Here is an 18,968-nt window from a genome sequence, read left to right on the forward strand (position 1 = left end):
CCGGCCCTACACTCGGCGCCAGTCGACCCATCTGGAGAACAGCATCTCGCCCGCCACCCTGTTGCGCTTTCGCTTGCGCTGGTATGCCGTCAGCACGGCCCGCTTCATGTACTTGGCGCCGGCGCGCCGAACATGTTTCTCATTACGCGAAGCCGGGATATCGTCGAGCGCCTCGAAGTTCAGCCACTGTAATCGCGCCATCGAGTCTCAAGCCGCCGGACTCACGCGCAGCGCATCGAGCACCAGCGAGAACGCCGGCGACGACTGCCGGCGGCTTGGGTAGTACAGATAATAGCCGGCAAACGGCGGACACCAGTCCTCCAGCACGCGCACCAGGCGCCCCTGCTCGATATGCGGCGCGAACTCCTCTTCCGGCAAAAAGGCGATACCGAGTCCGGCCAGTGCCGCGGCCACCACATGCGGCGTGGTGTTGAACACCACCTGGCCATCGACGCGCACATTCAAGGGCTGGCCGTCGCGCTCGAACTCCCAGACATACACGCCGCTCTGCGCTGAAAAACGGATGTTAATGCAGCGATGCGCAATGAGCTCGCGCGGGGTTGCCGGTCCGGGGTTGGCGGCGAAGTAGGCCGGCGTGGCGACAGCGGCCATGCGCAGCTCGGGGCCGATCGGTACCGCAATCATGTCCTTGTCGATGTAGTCGCCCAGACGCACGCCGGCATCGAAACGGTCGGCCACGATGTCGCGAAAGCCATAGCAGACGTCGAATTCCACTTTCACGTCAGGGTATTTCAGCAGCAAGGGCGCAAGCTTGGGCAGCAAGGTCGTGTGCAGCACATGGTCGCCGGAAGTGAGGCGCACCGTACCGGCGGGCTTATCGCGCAAGTCGGTCAAGGCATCGAGTTCGGCCTCGATTTCATCGAAGCGGTGACCGATCGCCAGTGCCAGGCGTTCGCCCGCCGCGGTCGGTGACACGCTGCGGGTGGTGCGGGTCAGCAGACGGATGCGCAAACGCGCCTCCAGCCCGCTGATCGCCTGGCTCAGCGCCGATTGCGTCACGCCCAGCGTAGCGGCGGCGCGGGTGAAGCTGCCCTCGCGCGCGACGGTGACGAAGGCCAGTAAATCGTTGAGGTTGCGTCGTGCCATGGACCCAGTTTATCAGCAAGATTGATTAGAAGGGCTAATAAGCCATTTAAGCATTCATTATCTAGTCCAAGCCCCGATTGATCGTCAAACTTGCACCACGTTTAACCGTCAACAGGAGTGTCAACCATGATCATCGCATCCATCGCAGAGCACGATTCCACGGACGATTTGTCCGGCCCCGCTTCCGAGCGACGCGGCTTCCTGAAAATGGCCGGCATCGGCGCAGCGGCGTTGGGAGTCATGTCGGTGACTGGCGCCAGTCCGGCTTTCGCCGCGCAGGCGAGCGGGGACTTGTCCAATGGCGCGAATAATTTTTACACGAGCGACCGGGTCACCGTGCAAAAAGTCACTTTCAAGAACCAGTATCGCATGGGTGTTGCAGGCAATCTTTTCATTCCCAAGGGGCTGGACCGGAACAAGCGGCATCCTGCCATCGTGGTCGGTCATCCGATGGGGGCGGTCAAGGAACAGAGCGCGAATCTGTATGCCACGAAAATGGCCGAACAGGGATTCGTGACACTATCGCTCGATTTGTCGTTCTGGGGCGGGAGCGATGGCCAGCCTCGCAACCTGGTGTCGCCGGAAATCTACGCCGAGGATGTCAGTGCCGCGATCGATTTCCTGGGAAGCGAGCCGTTTGTCGACCGCAATCGCACCGGGGCCCTTGGCATCTGCGGCAGCGGCAGCTTTGTCGTCAGTGCGGCCAAAATCGACCCGCGCATGAAAGCCATTGCGACGGTCAGCATGTACGACATGGGCGCCGCCAACCGCAATGCGCTTAACCATTCGCAGACAGTCGCACAGAGAAAGAAGATCATCGAGGAAGCCGCGCAGCAGCGCCATGCGGAGTTCGCGGGAGGCGACATCCGCTACACGGGCGGGACGGTGCATGAGCTCAACAGCGATACCCATCCGATCCAGCGCGAGTTCTACGATTTTTACCGTACCCAACGGGGCGAATACACGCCGCACGGCTCCTCGCGCAAACACACGACGCATCCTACGCTCAGCAGCAACGTCAAGTTCATGAACTTTTACCCGTTCAACGACATCGAGACGATTTCACCTCGCCCCATGCTCTTCATCACCGGTGACAAAGCGCATTCCAGGGAATTCAGCGAGGATGCCTATCGCCTTGCGGCCGAACCCAAGGAACTGTTCATCGTTCCCGGCGCCGGCCACGTGGACCTGTACGACCGCGTCAATCTGATCCCGTGGGACAAGCTCACGGCGTTCTTCACCAGGCATCTGGCGCAAGGGTGATGCAGTGCCCGTTGTAGCCAATCGCATGCACGCGGATAGCGGCGCGCGCCTGCGGCCGCAAAAGAACGATTGCCGGGTTCAATGAATCCGCGCCCGCCGCATGTCACAGCAAGAAACGGATAGATCGGCGATCAAGCCTTCCCTATGCTGAAAGCCCGACAGACAAGCAGCATAAGGATAGGTAAATGAACCAGTTATCAGGCAAGGTGGCAATTGTGACGGGTGCAAGTTCAGGCATTGGCTACGAAACGGCCAGGCTGTTCGCGCGCGAGGGAGCCAAAGTGGTCGTCACGGCGCGCCGGCAGGCCGAGCTGGACGCGCTCGTCGCCGAAATCGAACGCAGCGGCGGCGAAGCGATTGCCGTCGCCGGCGACATCAGGGAAGAAGACACCGCCCGCGCCCTGGTGGAAGTGGCCGTCGGCAGCTTCGGCGGACTTGATATCGCCTTCAATAACGCCGGCACGACAGGCGACAGCGTGCCGCTTGCCGACATGTCGGCCGAGGCCTGGAACGCTATCCTGGGCACCAACCTCACCAGCGCCTTCCTCGGCGCGAAATATCAGATTCCGGCGATGCTCAAACGCGGCGGCGGCTCGATCATTTTCACGTCGACCTTTGTCGGCCATACCGTCGGCTTTCCGGGCATGGGCGCCTATGCGGCCAGCAAGGCCGGCCTGATCGGCCTGATGCAAGTGATCGCAGTCGAATATGGCACGCAGGGCATCCGCGCCAATGCGCTTTTGCCGGGCGGCACCGATACGCCGATGGGACGCGCCGTCGCCAATACGCCCGAAGCGCGCGCCTTCGTCGAGGGGCTGTATGCATTAAAGCGTCTGGCGCGGCCGCAGGAGATTGCGCAATCGGCGCTGTACCTGGCATCCGACGCATCGAGTTTCACGACCGGATCGAGCCTGATGACCGATGGCGGCGTGTCCATTAACCGGACATGAACCGCCATGCGGGTGAACGCCGCCGCGCGCCGGGTCCGGCTACAGCTGCGCGCGCAGCGCTTCCGCCTCGGCCCGCAAAGCGCTGCGGTCTGCGTTGGATGCATCGAGCCGGGCGCGCAGATCCTTGATCTCGGCCTCGAAATTGTCGCGCGCGGTCACGGCGCCGATCAGCTCCATCTCGGCGGTGAGGCGCGCATCCGATACCGCCGCCTGCGACGCCACATTGCGCTCGATCTGCGCGCGCAAGTCCACCAGCTGCTCATTCTTGCCTTCGATGGCCAGCTGGTCTTTTGCCTTGCCCACCAGCGCTTCGGTGGCAACCAGGCGCGCGTTGCGCAGCTCCACCGTCAGGCGCTGGATATCCTCGTCCCGCTCAGCCACTGTCGCCAACGCCTGGTCGCGCGCGATCGTCATGCCGGTCAACTGCGCGCGCAGGTCGTCGCGCTCGGCTTCGAGCTGCTGGCTTGCCGCGAACAGGTCCGCCATGTCGCTGTCGGACTGCGCCAGCGCGTCGCGCACGCCGGCACCGGCCTCGTGCGCGAACTGCTGCGCCCAGTTGCTCAGGACCGTCGCGACCGAGTCCGGAATATCCGCCCTGGGCGGCTCGGGCGGTGCGGCCTGGCTGGCGCGCCAGGCGAGCAGATGCTGGTGAATGGTGTTGGGAGAACCGGCGCCGAGCGCCTCGCGCACCGCATCGATGCTGATCCGGGTGCCGTCGTCCTGCAGGCTGATGGCCGCCTCTGCAACTTCGTCGTATGTGACTTCCTGGCGTGCCATAAGCCGTCTCCGGTAGGGATATCGTTGTGGATAGCTAACATCATACGCCGCGACGACAATCGGCCGCGCCCTTCTGCCTGCCACGCATTCACGCGAACGCAACGCCGGGCCGCGCGTGGCTGGCATGCAACATTGCACCAAATTCCCGCTGCCTGCGCCAGAACAGCAATGTAAAGAGTTCTATACATTTAACGTCGATAGCCCTACAGTTTGCTCCGCGGCACGCCGATATCCCGACCCAACCCGAGGAGCAGTATGCAGACCAGCACTTTCAGTGACCCGATGTACCTGACGAGAATCCCGGCCGCTGCCAGCCTGTTCGGCCCGCTGCACGCTTTCCCCGGTTTCCTCAGCGTGGTGGCCACCTGGTCGCCGGGACTGATGCTCGCCGGCCGCGGCCAGCACTGATGGCCACTATCGCCGTCACCGGCGCCGCCGGCTACCTGGGATCGTGGGTCGTGGCCGAAGCGCTGGCACTCGGCCACAAGGTACATGCCACCGTGCGCGACCTTGGCGACGAGGCCAAAACCGCGCATCTCCTCCAGCTCGGCGCACGCCATCCCGGCCAGTTGCATCTGTTCGCGGCCGACCTGCTGCGCGACGGCTCCTTCGACGCCGCCCTGGTCCAGGCCGACTACCTGATCCACACCGCCTCGCCCTACACCCGCGCCGCCCTGCGCGACGTGCAGCGCGACATGCTCGGCCCCGCCGTGGACGGCACGCGCAACGTGCTGGCCAGCGCCAACCGCTGTCCTACCTTGCGCCGGGTCGCCCTCACCAGCAGCATCATGGCCATGATGAGCAGCCTGCGCGACGCGTACGCCCATCCCGGCCACATGCTGGACGAATCGCACTGGAATACCGGCAGCACCACCGATGACGAGCCTTACAGCTACGCCAAGACCTGTGCCGAACGGGCGGCATGGGACATCTGCGGCGCGCAAGCGCAATGGCAGCTGGTCGTGCTCAATCCCGGCGCCATCTTCGGTCCCTCGCTGTCGCGCCGCAGCGACGCCGAAAGCGTGAAGATGATGCAGCAATTTCTGAAGGGCTCCTTTGCGGCCGGCGTGCCGGCCCTGCATCTGGGCGTCGTCGACGTGCGCGACGTGGCGGCGGCGCACGTGCGGGCCGTGCTCGATCCAGCCGCGCATGGGCGTTATTTGCTCGTGGCCGAAAGCTGCCCGCTGCTGCGCATCGGCGCCACCATCAGCGACTGCTGTCCCGCCTTCCGGGCCAGGATGCCACGCCGCGAACTGCCGCGCTGGCTGGTCTGGCTGGCGGCACCGGCCATTGGCATGCGGCGCGACTATGTGCGCGACAACGTCGGTTTCGCGGCGCTGTACAATACCGCGCGCAGCCGCACCGGGCTGGGGCTGAGCTATCGCAGCATCGCCAGCACCCTGGGCGATCATGTGGAACAACTGGAGCGCGACGGCTTGCTGGCCTGAGCGCGGGGAGCCGGGAGCGGCAATGAAGAACCGGATAGCCGAATTGCGCAAGGCCCGTTCGATGAACCAGTCCGACCTGGCGGCGGCGCTCGACGTCAGCCGCCAGACCGTGCACTGCATCGAGACCGACAAGTACGATCCCAGCCTGCCGCTGGCCTACAAGATCGCGCGCCTGTTCGGCACCAGCATCGAAGACGTGTTCGACCTGGAAGCGCCACCGCACTGAGCGGCGTCCCGCGCCTGTCCCGTCAAGCACGTTTCCCGCCTTTCCCGCTTTATTGTTCAACGCCGGCATGAGGGCGACGCCCGCCGGATGGCGCGCGCAACGCCGACCAGGCCCACACCAGGCTGCCCAGCGTAGCGAGCAGCATGTCCTTGTGCGCATCCCACATATCGCCCTGTTGCCCGTTGTACGACTCGGCGTCCTCCGACGACAGGATCATCGCCACCGCGAACTCGAACCACTCGTACCAGAGACTGGTGACCATTACGGCCGACACGGCAATATAGAATCCCAGCCGCACCGACAGCCCGCGCCGGGAAGTCAGGTACGAAATGGCGCCTGGCGTGAAGCACAGGCCGAACAGGAAATGCACGAGCCGGTCGAAGTGATTCCGCGTCCATCCGAACGACTGGTCGATGGAAAAGTGAAACAGCGCCTGTCCCCACGCATCGTAAGGCACGTTGGAATAGAGCCAGCGCGCGGCGATGGAGTGCACCGACAGGAACACGGCAATGAGCAGGAAATCGAAGTCGGTCAAGCCACCGCGCCGGGAAAACTTCCACAGCAGCGCAAAGCCGGCCAGCGTGAGCGAACTATGCAGCGCCTGTTCCACCGGCCACGGCGGATTGATCCAGGTGGTGGCGAAGATGAGCAGCATGATGACGGTGGACGTGCGCTTGGAAGGGGACATGGCTGTGAAGTAAAAATGAAACAAGAACTGGTCCGTTCCCGGCAGTCCGCTTGGGACGCTATGGTATGCGATGAAGCGGCATTGCTTGGTGAAAATATATCCTGCCCGGCCGGGAAAGTGGTATCGTTTTGTTAAGCTTGCCGTTGGACTGATGGCTGTCTGCATCGGCCCGATGAGTGTGCCAGGCACGCACGCCACCCACGGCCCCGTGCCGCCGGCTGCCGCCAATCGTGCCCTCACCGAAGCCGAGCCCGGACTCGTGCGCCACATGCCAGGCAACGGCGACGCCGACGCACAGCAATACCTCGGCCAGCTGGACTTGCTGGAGGTCACGCCATGGCGCTGCGGATGCGGCTGCGCCAGCATCAACTTCGAGGTACGGGGCCGTCCCCCCGCCCCTGCTGGCGTTCACGTCCTTGGCGATTTTGTGTTCGGCACCGGCGACGATCTGGCCGGCATATTCATCTTTTCAAGCGAGGGTGTGTTGAGCGGCATAGAGGTTGTCGGCTTGCCCGGCGCCGCGCCATCATTCTTGCCCTCGGCGGACATGCTGCGTCCCTGGGACGATGCCGCTGGCTGACATGCTGTTCTCAGCAGCATGAATGCCGCCGCTCCCTCGGGCCGGCCGGACAAATCGAAAGCGCCACGGTCAGGCAGGCTACAATCCCGTCTTCCCCCGTCTGAACCCAGATCCCACGCACCGGAACCCCAGCATGCGCAATCATCTAGTCGCCCTCGCACTTTGCTGCGTCACCACCACGAGCATGGCGCAAGCCATCACGTATGAACCGTCCATCGGTGTATCGTTTCCCTTTGAAATCGCCGGCCTGACCTTCCAGGGTCGCACGGCGTTTCCGCAAAAGGCGCTCGGCGTGGCGATCGAATATACCGGCAGCGACAGGATGCGCGGGGCGCTGTATATCTACAATGGCGGGCTGGCCTCCGTGCCGGCGGATATCGACGCGCCGGTCGTGCGCAAGCATTTTGAACAAGTCATCGCCGACCTGAAAGCATGGGATGGCACGGGCAAGGTGCGCATGACGCAAGCGGTCGGAAAAAACGAACGAACCACCACGTTCGCCGGCTGCGGCCCCCAGTTCATCGTGCGCGAGTTCGAGATCGACCTGCCGGAAGGCACACTGGCCTCGGCGTCCTATCTGACCGCCATGAAAAACAACTTCGTCAAACTGCGCGTGAGCTATATGAAAAGCGAAGTGCAGGGACCGCAGGTGGCACAGAAATTCGTCCAGCAGGTTCGCCAACTGCTCGGCGGCTGCCAATAAGCCGCGCTGGCCGCCACGTTTTCCATGAACACCCTCAACAAAGCCATGCGGCCATGAATCGCGACCATATCGAGTCGAGCGTGACGGTCCTGGCCATGTTCGTGGTGATGGCCGTATCGTCCACATTTCCCGCGATCTCCGCCTTCGTGTGGACCATGTTCTGGCTGTGCGTCCTGGCCAGAACCGTGGCCGGGATCAGCAAACCGGTCAACTATCACGCGATCGAGATGACAGAGGACGGTTTTCATTTTTACAGATACGAAGGAAGCAGCGAAAGTGCGCGCTGGGACGAGATACGCGATATACGCTTCTCGCGTTCCTACGAAGACTTTAGCAAAAGCAATCAAACCGAATGGCTGATCGATACCGCCGATGGCCGGCACATCACCGTACTCGTGGAATTCATGCACCGCAAGCGTTTTGGCCGGGCGCTGGCGCGCCATGTGCCCGGGTTCCTGGTCGCGCCGGCGCGGGCCGGCATCGCATCACGGAAAACCGGCTTGTGGCAGTGTTACGCACCCGCCGGCGGCCAAAAATAGCCCTTGCCACGGGCGCAGGACGCCTGGGTTATCATCGTCATCCGACTCCCTCTACTGGCCTTCCCATGCAGATTCGCCGCCTTGCTCCCTCCGATGCCTCCGCGTTCCAGTCGCTGCGCCTGGCGTCCCTGCAGGAATGCCCGTCCGCCTTCAGCTCCAGCTACGAGGAAGAGTGCGACACGCCGCTGTCCACCATCGAAGCGCACATGGCCCCGGACTCGGGACGCAACCGCTTCGGCGCCTTCGATGGCGCGGAACTCGTCGGCATCGTCGGCGTGGGCCGCGAGAGTGCGCCCAAGCTGCGCCACAAGGGCTTCGTGCGCGGCATGGTGGTGGCGCCGGCCTGGCGCAACAAGGGCGTCGGCCGCCAGCTGCTCGCGCACGCGCTGGCCTTCGCCGACGCCATGCCCGGGCTGCGCCAGGTGACGCTGACCCTTACGGCCGGCAACGCGGCAGCACTGGCGCTGTATGAATCGATGGGATTTCGCATATTTGGGCACGAGCCGCGCGCCCTGTGCGTCGACGGTGTGTTTTACGACGACGTCTACATGCTGCGCGACGTCGGCGCAGGCTGATTCGCCAACCGCGTCACCACAGGTGACGCTGATGATCGATGCGCGCGACCGGCGGCTTGCTTGCCATCAGTTCGTTGGCCCGCAGCGCCGGGCCGTGGAAGATGTTGAACACGATCTTGCGGTACACCCAGCCGCTCTCCTGCGCCACGCGATAATTCCCGATGATCCGCACCCAGCAGTTCGGTTCCAGCAGCACGCCGGAAACGGGTTTCGCCGGTCTGCGCCGGGCGTGATAGCCAAGGAAAGCGACATGTACGCCTGCCGCCGTGTGTTCAATAGTGAGCGGAAAGGCCTCGCTGTGCTGTTGGGCGAAACGAACCACTTCCGTACCATGATCGATGGCGAACCGGCGGCTTTCATCATATCGCACAAGATGCAACAGAACCGGGTCGGACAGCGTGCAATCGGGAATCGAAACGCGCTCCGGAACGGCGTTTCGCAAAACCGATCCCGGCGCGCCGCGCGATGCGCCGGTCCAGCACGTTTCGATGATCTGAATCAGTGTCTGCATGCGGATACCTGAAATGAGCATTGGCTGCCGCAAAAGTGCGGGCCGACCGTTCCGATTCTACCGCACGACCTTTGTAGAATGGCTGGGTCAGACTTGCGCAAGCGCTGCCCAGTCGGTCCCCAGCAGGAACATGAGGCACCAAGACTCACCCTCATGCTCGTCTGGATATTGTGCGGAGCCATCTTCGGCGCCGCAATCTCATGGAACCAATACCGCAATGGCGGCGCCGTGCGCTATGCCAAATCGGTCGGCGCCGGGGCGCGCTTCATCATCACGTTTTGACGGCGCGCGCCGTGTAGAATCCGCCCTGTGCGATCGGCACACCGTCAACCTACAGAAGGACATCGTGAAGGCAATTCACCTCAAACTCGGTATCGCCACGCTCTGCGTCGCCGCCGGCGCGGCGTACTGGTACTACTCCCCCCTGATCGCGCTGAACCAGATGCGCGCGGCGGCCCGCGAGAACAACGCCGAGCGCTTCAACGAGCGCGTCGACTACCCGCGCCTGCGCGAAAGCGTCAAGGCGCAGCTTGGTGCCGCCATGAACGGGGAAGTCAAGCGCAGCGATACCAGCGGGCTCGGTGAGGCCGGTGCGGCGATCGGCAAGATGCTGGGAATGGCCATGGCCGACAAGATGGTCGACGCCATGGTGCGGCCGGAATTCGTCATGCGCGCGATGGAACAGGGAACGCTGACGCCACGCCCGCAGCGCGTGGAAGGCGATGCGGCGAAGAAGCCCGATCCGACGTACACGTCAGAGCGTGTCGGCTTGAGCCAGTTCATCATGCACCTCGACCCGGACAAACCCGGCGACCGGCGCATGTCGCTCGTGATGGAGCGACACGGCCTGGCATCGTGGAAGCTGGCGGAGGTGCGCATGAGCACCCCCGCCGCCGCTACCAGATAAGCAAGCCTGCCGGCTTACGGTGCGATCCAGGCGTCCTGCCAGTTGGCGCCCACGCCCGGCTCATAATGCGTCGAGGCCGCGGTCCACTGCGTGCACCAGCCGCTGTACGGGAACGGCTTGCAGGTGTAGACCTTGCCGTTCTTCTGCTGCAGCACGCGGGTGCCGGCCTTGTAGGTGGCCAGCGACGCCGGGAACACATGATCGTAGGCCGCGCTGCCGCCCTCTTCCGTCAGCGTCAGCGGGAAGGTCTTCTGCAGCACCGCGCCGCCGTCCTTGACCACCGCCTTGAGCACCAGCTGGTGCGCGCCCGCCTTGGGTGCGTTCAGGTTCAGCGCCAGCGCCGCGCTGTTGTTGTTCAGCGGCGCCGTTGCAAAGCCCTTCGACACGCCCGCCTGGTCGTACACATACGCGCTGACGTCCATGTCGGCATTGGCGCTGACGCTGAAGTTGATCGCCAGTTGCCCGCCCTTGATCACATACGAGGTGCGCAAATCGCTGACGCTGAAGTCGGCCGGCGGCGGCGTCTGGTCCTTGTTGATCTGCACTTCGACCCGGGTCAGCGCGCTGGCCGTTTTCGCATACACGGTGTTTTGCCCGTACACCGGCGTGATCTTGCCGTCCTGGCCCATCTGGCCCGCGTGCAGCTGCGGTTGTTCGGCGTTGATGCGGGTGGCCAGCAGATACGCCCAGTTATTGCGCAAGCCTTCGCTGGCGCTGCCGATGGTGACCTTGGTTTGCAGTTCCGGTTTCTCGCCCGCGGCGTCGAACACGCGCGTGGCCACGCTGTCGCCGGCGGCCAGGTCGAGCGACGGATAAATCGCGCCGCGCTGCGTCCATTCCGGTACCGGCACCGTTCCGCCATCCTTGAACAGCACATCGACCATGTTATAGAAACTGTTCGGCGTATCGCCGATTTCCCACACGCCCAGGATCACCTGGTAGCCGGTGCGCTGCGGTACCGTGCAGTTGTGGCTGACCTGCGCGGGCGGCTGGCGGTTGCCGCCGTCGACCACGCAGAACGGGGTCAGGTCGAACGAAGCGCGCGTCAGCTTCTGGTTCGGGTTCCAGTTCGACTTGGTGATGTAATAGCGCCAGTTGCGCGTGGCGTGGTTGGCCGTGAACTGCCACTTGAAGACGTTGGCGCCGGCCTGCATGGGGCGCTTGGTCCAGCGGCTGCTGGTCTGTTCATTGAGTTCGCCGAATTGCGCCAGTGCGGCCGAGGCGATGACGCCGTCCGCCGGTCCCTGGGCCGGAAAACCGGATGGCGCCTCCAGACTTTGCGGTTCCCACTGAATGGCGCCGCAGGCGCTGTTGCCGCCTTGCTTGCACAGCAGGTTGCGCGATTCGGGCTGGGTGATGTAGCCGTGTGCCATGGCACTGGCGCTGCATAACAGCGCGCAGGCGCCGGCGATGGTGGTGAGTGTTTTCATGTTGATTTACCTTTCGGGCAGGACGACGTCGGAAGCACGCATACAGCCGGTCCGGGCCGACATCGCGCGCTCGCTTGCAGTTCAAAATCCGTCAGGATGATCGCCGTGAAAGTGGTAGTCAACTGGTTTTCAAAATTGCCACTGGGAGCAATACCAGTGCGGGATGGAAGGTTCTGTTGCAAGCAAAAAGATAACGATGTCGGGGCCGACAAATGCAGGCCGGGAAGTGGTAGCGGCGGGATTGCGGTGATTGACTTGCGCATGTGTTTACCGCACAATCCAAAAATCAAAACGTTATTTATTTGCTAATGAAAACGTTTTCATGATTCGCTGCATTCAATGTTGCAACCCACTAAAACCATTCTGGAGACCCGATGCGACTTTCTTCTGCCACGTTCAGTGTATGCCTGCTCCTTTCCGCCTGCGGCGGTGACGCCGACCCAGGCAGCCCCACAGCCGCGCCAGCGCCGCCGGTGGCCGCCGGCGCGGTGGCCGATGCGATCCCGCAGGCCGACGATGCGCCGCCGCCTGCGTTGGCTGGCGAGGCGCACGACAGCATGACCGGCTTCGACTCCGGCTCATCCGAAAAAACCAGCGGGACCGACGTCAGCAGATTAAGCAGGCTGGCCAAATTCCCGGTCGGTGTTTCGGTCGCCTATGGCAATGAAGCCTTCAGCTATACCAACAGCCCGGCGCAGCAGGCAGTCATCAAGACGCATTTCAGCCAGCTCACGGCCGGTAACATCATGAAGATGAGCTATCTGCATCCGGCCCAGGATACCTATAACTTCACCCAGGCCGACGACTTTTTGAAGTTCGCCAGGGACAATGGCAAAACCCTGCACGCGCACGCCCTGATCTGGCACGCCGACTATCAGGTTCCGGCGTTCATGAAAAACTATCAGGGCGACAAAGCGGCCTGGCTGGCGATGCTCAAGACCCACGTGCAAACGATCACCAGGCACTTCTCCGGCAAGGTCGCGAGCTGGGATGTGGTGAACGAAGCCATTAACGACGGCGGCGGCTACCGCAATTCGATTTTTTACCAGAAAACGGGCACCGACTATATCGAACAGGCGTTCATCAATGCGCGCGCCGTCGACAAGAAGGCCGACCTGTACTACAACGATTACAACATCGAGGCCGACGCCGCCAAGCTGCAAACCCTGACCGAGATGCTCGACGGTTTCAAGGCGCGTTCGGTGCCGATCAGCGGGGTCGGCTTCCAGATGCATATTTTTATGGATTATCCGTCGGTGAGCACCATGTCGGCCGCATTCAAACGGGCCGTGGACCGCAATCTGAAGGTCAAGATCACCGAGCTCGATATCCCCATCAATAATCCATTCAGCCCGCCGTACCAGGCCGGCGACATCAAGCGCGAACTGACGCCGGCACTGGCGCTGGCGCAGAAAAAGCGCTATTGCGAAGTCGTGAAAGCGTATATGGACACGGTACCGGCCCAACTGCGCGGCGGCGTGACGGTGTGGGGCGTGAGCGATCCAAGCAGCTGGCTCATCAGCGACCTGTTCAAAAACGCGCACGCCGACTGGCCGCTGCTGTTCGACGGCGCCTATCAGCAAAAGCCGGCCTTGCGCGGCGTGGCCGATGGCTTGTCCGGCAAGGCCTGCACCAACACTTGATTCCAGGCGGCATCCCGCGGCCGGGTGCCGATTGCCATGTTTTATGCATACCAATTTGGCAAGCGTAAAAATGTGGTATTAACGTCCGTGCCGCGTTATCCAGGCCGTTCGTCAACATATGTTGACAGAATCGCCCTCCTGGCTTATCTTCGCTCCCATGATCGATCCGCGCCAGATGCCTTCCCCCGACGCCCCCGCCGAAGCCCTGGCGGCGGTCGTGGCGCTGCGCCGTTACGCCGATGCGCTCGAACGCAAGGCGGTCAACGCGGCGGTGAAGCAGGGCTGGTCGTGGAGCGACATTGCACAGGCACTGGGCGTGTCGAAACAGGCCGCCCACAAGCGCCTGGCCGGTTCAGTGACGGACGAAGACAGTTAAACGGGAGGCAGTCGATGTTTCAACGCATACGCCAGCGTTTGGGCGCGGCGGCGCAAGCCGAAATCGGCGCCTACCAGAACCGTTAGCGCTCGGCGGCCGACAGCGTAAAGATTTCGACGCCGCTCTCCGTCACCGCCACCGAGTGCTCGAACTGGGCCGACCACTTGCGGTCCTTGGTCACGGTGGTCCATTTGTCCGGCAACACCGTCACCTGGTGGGTGCCGACGTTGACCATCGGTTCGATCGTGAAAATCATGCCCGGTTCGAGAACGATGCCGGTGCCGGGGCGGCCGTAGTGCGTCACCTGCGGCGTATCGTGGAACACCTGGCCGATGCCATGGCCGCAAAAATCGCGCACCGATGAAAAGCCCTGCGCCTTGATATACGTCTCGATCGCCGCGCCGACGTCGCCCAGGGTGGCGCCCGGACGCACCGTGCGCACGCCCGTCATCATCGCCTCGTAGGCTGAACTCACCAGGCGCCTGGCCAGGATCGATACCGTACCCACTTCAAACGTGCGGCTGGTGTCGCCGAACCAGCCATTGAGTTTGGGCGTGACGTCGATGTTGACGATGTCGCCCTCGCGCAGGATCTTTTTGTCCGACGGAATACCGTGCGTGACCACGTGGTTCACCGAAATGCAGCTGGCGTGCTTGTAGCCGTGGTAATCGATGGTGGCCGGAATGCTGCCGGCGGCGCGCATGAATTCTTCGCACATGGCGTCCAGGGTTGCCGTCGACACGCCGGGGCGCACGTGCGGCGCGATGAAATCGAGCGTGTCGGCGGCCACGCGGCCGGCCGCGCGCATGGCTTCGAAGCCCGCTTCGTCGTACAGGGGAATCGGTTTGCCGTGTTCTGTTTGTGTGGAATAGCGCATGGGGTTTCTCAGTGAGGTGTGGCGGCCAGCGCCCCGACGGCGTCGTGCGAGGCGCGCAGGATCGCGTCGAGCGTGGCGGGAATCGCCTTGTTTTGGGCCAGGTAGGGTTTGACGATGGCGATCGGGGCGTCGATCAGCATGAAGCGCAGCGTATGGGCCGCATCGTCGCCTGCGGCGCCGCGGCGTTGCAGGCAGCGCTCGAAGCAGGCATCAAGGCGCGCCTGCTCCGCTTCGAGCAGCGCGTTCAGTTCCGGCCCGGGCGGCGCGCCCAGGTCCGGGCAGTCTTCGTACTGCAGCAAAAAGCGCGCGTACACCGGGTTGCTGCGGCACCAGTCGAGCAACGCCGCCACCGGTATCCACGTGTCGTCTTCATCCCAGTGCCGGGCCACCTGTTCGCGAAAATCGGCTTTCACCGTCAGCCAGGCGTGCGCCAGCAGCGTGCTGCGCGAATCGAAGCGGTGATACACCGATCCGATCGGCGCGCCGGCCCGGATGGCGATCGCCGACATCGACACCGAGCCGATGCCGCAGGCGGCGGCGATGCCGATGGCGCCGTCGATGAATGTATGTGCGTTGTATTTTGCGAGTCTGACCATTCAAATAGAATATAGATTCTATTTGAGGCCGTCAAGCCCACTTTCCTCTTGAGCACTATTGACAGATACTTAATGCCCCCCCAGAATCCGCCAGTCTTGCTATAGAGAAAATAGGTGCTGTCCGATGAAAACGCTGATCAAACGTGCCGTGCGCAGCATGGCGGGATGGCCGCTGCTGGGCCGCCTCATCCGGACCGTGGTGGCCGTCGTGCGCCTGCCGGACGATAACCTGCGGCGCGATGCCCTGGCCAGGGAACAGTTGCCGATGCTGCTAAAGACGATGTCCGAGCTCAACGCCCGCGTACTGGCGGCCGAGCGCGATCCGGCCAACCTGGTCGTGTCCACGCCGGTCGCGCTGCGCCTGATCGGGCGCGACCTGGCAGCGCTGCGCGAGCGCCTCGACCAGCTGGAGGCCGCGCAGCGCCCATGATCACTTTTTCGATCGTGATCAATACCCTCAACCGCGCCGCCCTGCTGCAGGAAACGCTCGAGAGCCTGTGCCGCCTGCGCTACGCGGGCCGGTTCGAGGTTATCGTCGTCAACGGACCTTCCACCGACGATTCGGAGCAGGTGATCGCGTCCTGGCTGCCGCGCATCCGCACCGCCCGCTGCGATGTTGGCAACCTGTCGGTGTCGCGCAATATCGGCATCTGCATGGCCGCCGGCGACGTGGTGGCGTTCATCGACGACGACGCCATTCCCGAACCCGAATGGCTCACCGAACTGGCCGCGGCCTACCAGGAGCCGGGCGTGGGCGGCGCCGGCGGGCGCGTGCTGGACAGCAGCGGCTACACTTTCCAGTACCACTACGCCACCGCCAACCGGCTTGGCGACGTCGATATCAGCCACCGCAAAGGCACGCCGCAGCTGTGCTTTCCCGGCTCGCGCGAATTTCCCTATCTGCAGGGGACCAACGCCTCCTTCCTGCGTTCGGCGCTGCTGGAAGTGCGCGGTTTCGACGAGGAGTTCGAGTACTTCCTCGACGAGACCGACGTCTGCTGCCGGCTGGTCGATGCCGGCTACCTGCTCAAGCAGCTGCCGCACGCCTACGTGCACCACAAGACCGCGCCCAACGAAGTGCGCGATCATGCCCGGCTGCCGCGCGCGATTTACCCGATCCTCAAGAACACCATCTACTTCTCGCTCAAGCACGGCCTGGCGTACGCCACGCGTGCCCAGATCGACGCCCACAACGGCGAAGCGGCCGCGTCGCAGCGGCGCCACCTTGAATTCATGATCGCCAACGGCAGCGCCGGCGAAGAGCGCCGCGCCCGGTTCGAGGACGAACATGCGCGCGCCTGGAACATCGGCACTCTTCATGGCCTGAAACCGGTCGCCGGCGGCATCGACGCCGCCAAACGCGCGCGCTGGCAGGGTGCATTCCTGCCGTTTGCCACCGTCGGCAATGCGCAGGCCCGCACGCTGGTGCTGGTCTCGCGCGACTACCCGCCCAATCACCGCGGCGGCATCGCCACCTTCAGCCGCGACCTGGCCGAGGCGCTGGCCGCCGAAGGCCACCAGGTGTACGTGATTACCGAAAGCGCCACCCACAGCCACGTTGAACTGGTGGGCGGTGTGTGGGTGCACCGGATCGCGCTGCGCGAGTACGCGCGTACCTGCGAAGCGATGGAGCGCAGCATCCCGCAAGAAATCTGGAACTGGTCCGCCACCGCGCTGGCCGCGGCGCGCCGCATTGCCAGCCAGCGTCCGCTGGACCTGGTCGAAGCGCCCATCTGGGATGCCGAAGGCGCGGCCTTTCTGCTGGCCGCCGAGTGGCCGCTGGTCACCAGCCTGCACACGACCCTGCATTTCTCGCTGCAGGGCCGCACCGAACTGCGCGACGATGCCGCGTGGATGGCGCGCTTCGGCACGCCCATGCTGGCGCTCGAAAAGGAACTCATGCAGCGTTCGCAGGCGATTCGCGCCAACAGCGCCGCGATCCGGCGCGACATCGAGCAGGCTTACGGCTTCCGCTTCGACGACGCCACCCTGCGCCTGGTGCCGCTCGGGATGCCCGACGTGCCGCACGCGGTGGCGCCGGCCACCCGCGCCGATGGGAGCATCACGGTGCTGTTCGTCGGCCGCCTTGAAGCGCGCAAGGGTATCGACGTGCTGCTTGCCGCGGTCGACCCGGTGCTGGCGCAGCATCCGCGGGTGCGCTTTCGCATCATCGGCGACGATACGCTGCTCATGTCGGGCGCGGCGATCAGCTACAAGGAACACTGCCGCCGCAATGGCCAGTTGGCCGCGTGGGGCGAGCGGGTCACGTTTGAAGGCCGCGTCGACGATGCGACCCTGCGCGCCGCCTACCGCGATTGCGACGTGTTCGTGGCGCCCAGCCGCTACGAGTCGTTCGGCCTGGTGTTCGTCGAAGCCATGCGCGAGGCGCGCCCGGTGATCGGCTGCGCCGCCGGCGGCATGCCCGAAGTGGTCAGCGATGGCGTCAACGGCATCCTGGTGGCTCCGGACGACAGTGCCGCGCTGGCCGGCGCCATCGGCACGCTGGCCGCATCGCCAGAACTGCGCGCCGTCATGGGCCGCGCGGGGCGCGCGCTGTTTGAAGACAAATTCATCTCGTCCCGCATGGCGCAGGACAGCGCGCCGTTGTACGGCATCGCGCTCGGCCGGTTTGCGCAGGCGCGTCAATGAAAATTTCGGTCGTCCACGGCATCTGCGTCAGGAACGACGCCATCTCGAACGCCATCGCCGACAACATCGGCTGGCTGATCGAGGCCGGCCACGAGGTGGTGCTGTTCGCCTACGCCTGCGAGCATGCCGCCGTGCCGCACCGGCTCGTGCGCGACGTCACCGACATCGTGCCCGACCCGCATTTCCAGGCCAGCGATGCGGTCATTTTCCATTTCGGGATTTTCTATCCGCTGTTCGACCTGATCATGCTGATGCCGGCGCATGCGCGGCGCCTGGTGGTGTTCCATAACATCACGCCCAAGCAGTTCGTCGGCGCCGAACATCACGCCACCATCGACAAGTCGTTCGCGCAGATGGGAAACGTCATGTTCGCCGACCACGTGGCCTGCGACAGCGCCAGCAACCTGGCAGTGCTGCGCGCGGCGGCCGTGACCACCCCGGCGAGCGTGCTGCCGCTGGCGGTGCACGGACAGGCGCAGCCCTGCGCCGCCAAGCCGGGGCATGCCGATGGCATCGTGCGTATCGTCTTCATCGGCCGCCTGGTGCAGTCGAAGGGCGTGGCCGACCTGCTGGACGCGGTGGCGCGCTGCCTGCGGGCCGACAGTAGCGCGCGCATCGCGCTCGACCTGGTGGCCAACCTGGGTTTCTCCGAGCCGGCGCTGGTCGATGCGGTGCACGGCGCGGCTGCCGAGTGGGCGCGCGTTTTCGGCTCGCGCGTCACGCTGCGCCTGCACGGCGACGCCCCGGACGAACTCAAACAGCGCTTGCTGGCGCAGGGTGACGTATTCGTCCTGCCCACCTACCATGAAGGGTTTTGCGTGCCGATCGTCGAAGCGCTGTCGGCCGGGTGCCGGGTGGTCTGCTACGACAATTCCAACACGCCGGCCATCGCGGGCGGGTTGGCGCGCCTGGTGCCGACGGGCGACATCGCGGCGCTGGCCCAGGCCATCGGCGACGAGCTGGCGCTGGTCCGCTCGCCGCCGTGGCAGGCGCACGGCTTTGCCGCCTTCGCCCCCGGCGCATGGCGCCATGCGCAGACGTTTGCGCCCGCGCGGGCGCGCTGCCGCCTGACCACCCTGGTGGCGGACCTGGTCAGCGGCACTTTGGATAGCTGACCAGGCTC

General features: G+C 64.1%; 24 protein-coding genes. 16 read left to right on the plus strand and 8 right to left on the minus strand.

Annotation, left to right across the window (positions count from 1 at the left end):
• Positions 1-6 precede the first annotated feature (6 nt).
• On the minus strand, positions 7-201 hold the full coding sequence (locus RBA41_RS27880) for a hypothetical protein (RefSeq protein WP_306627642.1): 195 nt from the start codon (positions 199-201) through the stop codon (positions 7-9).
• Between the two features lie 6 nt (positions 202-207).
• Positions 208-1,107 (minus strand): LysR family transcriptional regulator, encoded by a 900-nt coding sequence (locus RBA41_RS27885; protein WP_306627643.1) that lies wholly within the window; start codon positions 1,105-1,107, stop codon positions 208-210.
• Positions 1,108-1,233: 126 nt separating this feature from the next.
• Here RBA41_RS27885 and RBA41_RS27890 point away from each other — a divergent pair, with 126 nt between their 5' ends.
• On the plus strand, positions 1,234-2,370 hold the full coding sequence (locus RBA41_RS27890; protein ID WP_306627644.1) for an alpha/beta hydrolase: 1,137 nt from the start codon (positions 1,234-1,236) through the stop codon (positions 2,368-2,370).
• A gap of 185 nt (positions 2,371-2,555) precedes the next feature.
• Entirely contained in the window at positions 2,556-3,320 is a 765-nt protein-coding gene (locus RBA41_RS27895) for an SDR family oxidoreductase (protein ID WP_306627645.1), read from the plus strand.
• Between the two features lie 39 nt (positions 3,321-3,359).
• On the opposite strand, the gene RBA41_RS27900 is transcribed toward RBA41_RS27895, so the two are convergent.
• Positions 3,360-4,097 (minus strand): DNA-binding protein, encoded by a 738-nt coding sequence (locus tag RBA41_RS27900; protein ID WP_306627646.1) that lies wholly within the window; start codon positions 4,095-4,097, stop codon positions 3,360-3,362.
• 255 nt (positions 4,098-4,352) lie between these two features.
• Here RBA41_RS27900 and RBA41_RS27905 point away from each other — a divergent pair, with 255 nt between their 5' ends.
• From RBA41_RS27905 to RBA41_RS27915, 3 genes are read left to right on the plus strand one after another with little or no spacing between them, the layout of a single operon-like run.
• Complete coding sequence (locus tag RBA41_RS27905; RefSeq protein WP_306627647.1) at positions 4,353-4,505, plus strand: hypothetical protein; 153 nt, start codon at positions 4,353-4,355, stop codon at positions 4,503-4,505.
• Positions 4,505-5,545 (plus strand): NAD-dependent epimerase/dehydratase family protein, encoded by a 1,041-nt coding sequence (locus RBA41_RS27910; RefSeq protein WP_306627648.1) that lies wholly within the window; start codon positions 4,505-4,507, stop codon positions 5,543-5,545. The genes RBA41_RS27905 and RBA41_RS27910 overlap by 1 nt, the downstream gene beginning before the upstream one ends.
• Positions 5,546-5,567: 22 nt before the next feature.
• Entirely contained in the window at positions 5,568-5,771 is a 204-nt protein-coding gene (locus RBA41_RS27915; RefSeq protein WP_306627649.1) for a helix-turn-helix transcriptional regulator, read from the plus strand.
• 49 nt (positions 5,772-5,820) lie between these two features.
• Here the strand turns inward: RBA41_RS27915 and RBA41_RS27920 are convergent, their stop codons facing one another.
• Positions 5,821-6,459 carry a DUF2238 domain-containing protein gene (locus RBA41_RS27920; protein ID WP_306627650.1) on the minus strand — a complete coding sequence of 213 codons (639 nt, stop codon included), beginning with the start codon at positions 6,457-6,459 and terminating at the stop codon, positions 5,821-5,823.
• A gap of 172 nt (positions 6,460-6,631) precedes the next feature.
• Here RBA41_RS27920 and RBA41_RS27925 point away from each other — a divergent pair, with 172 nt between their 5' ends.
• From RBA41_RS27925 to RBA41_RS27940, 4 genes are all read left to right on the plus strand, one after another.
• A complete protein-coding gene (locus RBA41_RS27925; RefSeq protein ID WP_306627651.1) occupies positions 6,632-7,039 on the plus strand; it encodes a hypothetical protein in 408 nt (135 codons plus the stop codon).
• Between the two features lie 22 nt (positions 7,040-7,061).
• Complete coding sequence (locus tag RBA41_RS27930) at positions 7,062-7,742, plus strand: hypothetical protein (protein ID WP_306627652.1); 681 nt, start codon at positions 7,062-7,064, stop codon at positions 7,740-7,742.
• An 80-nt stretch (positions 7,743-7,822) separates the two neighbouring features.
• The gene (locus RBA41_RS27935; RefSeq protein WP_306627653.1) at positions 7,823-8,281 is read left to right on the plus strand and encodes a hypothetical protein; all 459 of its coding nucleotides are present in this window, start codon (positions 7,823-7,825) and stop codon (positions 8,279-8,281) included.
• A 65-nt stretch (positions 8,282-8,346) separates the two neighbouring features.
• Positions 8,347-8,856 carry a GNAT family N-acetyltransferase gene (locus tag RBA41_RS27940; RefSeq protein ID WP_306627654.1) on the plus strand — a complete coding sequence of 170 codons (510 nt, stop codon included), beginning with the start codon at positions 8,347-8,349 and terminating at the stop codon, positions 8,854-8,856.
• 13 nt (positions 8,857-8,869) lie between these two features.
• Here the strand turns inward: RBA41_RS27940 and RBA41_RS27945 are convergent, their stop codons facing one another.
• On the minus strand, positions 8,870-9,367 hold the full coding sequence (locus tag RBA41_RS27945; RefSeq protein WP_306627655.1) for a hypothetical protein: 498 nt from the start codon (positions 9,365-9,367) through the stop codon (positions 8,870-8,872).
• Between the two features lie 153 nt (positions 9,368-9,520).
• On the opposite strand from RBA41_RS27945, the gene RBA41_RS27950 reads away from it, so the two are divergent.
• A complete protein-coding gene (locus tag RBA41_RS27950) occupies positions 9,521-9,649 on the plus strand; it encodes a hypothetical protein (protein ID WP_306627656.1) in 129 nt (42 codons plus the stop codon).
• 64 nt (positions 9,650-9,713) lie between these two features.
• Positions 9,714-10,274, plus strand: a complete 561-nt coding sequence (locus tag RBA41_RS27955; protein WP_306627657.1) for a DUF2939 domain-containing protein — start codon at positions 9,714-9,716, stop codon at positions 10,272-10,274.
• Between the two features lie 14 nt (positions 10,275-10,288).
• Here the strand turns inward: RBA41_RS27955 and gbpA are convergent, their stop codons facing one another.
• The gene (gene gbpA, locus RBA41_RS27960; RefSeq protein ID WP_306627658.1) at positions 10,289-11,704 is read right to left on the minus strand and encodes an N-acetylglucosamine-binding protein GbpA; all 1,416 of its coding nucleotides are present in this window, start codon (positions 11,702-11,704) and stop codon (positions 10,289-10,291) included.
• 374 nt (positions 11,705-12,078) lie between these two features.
• Between gbpA and RBA41_RS27965 the strand changes: the two genes are divergently transcribed.
• Together RBA41_RS27965 and RBA41_RS27970 are read left to right on the plus strand one after the other, a co-directional pair.
• Complete coding sequence (locus RBA41_RS27965; protein WP_306627659.1) at positions 12,079-13,347, plus strand: endo-1,4-beta-xylanase; 1,269 nt, start codon at positions 12,079-12,081, stop codon at positions 13,345-13,347.
• 118 nt (positions 13,348-13,465) lie between these two features.
• Positions 13,466-13,723, plus strand: coding sequence for a helix-turn-helix domain-containing protein (locus RBA41_RS27970; protein ID WP_306627660.1), 258 nt, complete (start codon positions 13,466-13,468; stop codon positions 13,721-13,723).
• Positions 13,724-13,805: 82 nt separating this feature from the next.
• On the opposite strand, the gene map is transcribed toward RBA41_RS27970, so the two are convergent.
• Positions 13,806-14,600, minus strand: a complete 795-nt coding sequence (gene map, locus RBA41_RS27975; protein WP_306627661.1) for a type I methionyl aminopeptidase — start codon at positions 14,598-14,600, stop codon at positions 13,806-13,808.
• Positions 14,601-14,608: 8 nt separating this feature from the next.
• Positions 14,609-15,196, minus strand: coding sequence for a TetR/AcrR family transcriptional regulator (locus RBA41_RS27980; RefSeq protein WP_306627662.1), 588 nt, complete (start codon positions 15,194-15,196; stop codon positions 14,609-14,611).
• A 124-nt stretch (positions 15,197-15,320) separates the two neighbouring features.
• Here RBA41_RS27980 and RBA41_RS27985 point away from each other — a divergent pair, with 124 nt between their 5' ends.
• From RBA41_RS27985 to RBA41_RS27995, 3 genes are read left to right on the plus strand one after another with little or no spacing between them, the layout of a single operon-like run.
• Entirely contained in the window at positions 15,321-15,626 is a 306-nt protein-coding gene (locus tag RBA41_RS27985) for a hypothetical protein (RefSeq protein WP_306627663.1), read from the plus strand.
• Positions 15,623-17,845 (plus strand): glycosyltransferase, encoded by a 2,223-nt coding sequence (locus RBA41_RS27990; RefSeq protein ID WP_306627664.1) that lies wholly within the window; start codon positions 15,623-15,625, stop codon positions 17,843-17,845. The genes RBA41_RS27985 and RBA41_RS27990 overlap by 4 nt, the downstream gene beginning before the upstream one ends.
• The gene (locus RBA41_RS27995) at positions 17,842-18,960 is read left to right on the plus strand and encodes a glycosyltransferase family 4 protein (protein WP_306627665.1); all 1,119 of its coding nucleotides are present in this window, start codon (positions 17,842-17,844) and stop codon (positions 18,958-18,960) included. Before RBA41_RS27990 ends, RBA41_RS27995 begins: the two co-directional genes overlap by 4 nt.
• Positions 18,961-18,968 lie beyond the last annotated feature (8 nt).

Source organism: Massilia scottii (genome assembly GCF_030846495.1).
Taxonomy (GTDB): Bacteria; Pseudomonadota; Gammaproteobacteria; order Burkholderiales; family Burkholderiaceae_D; genus Telluria_A; species Telluria_A violaceinigra.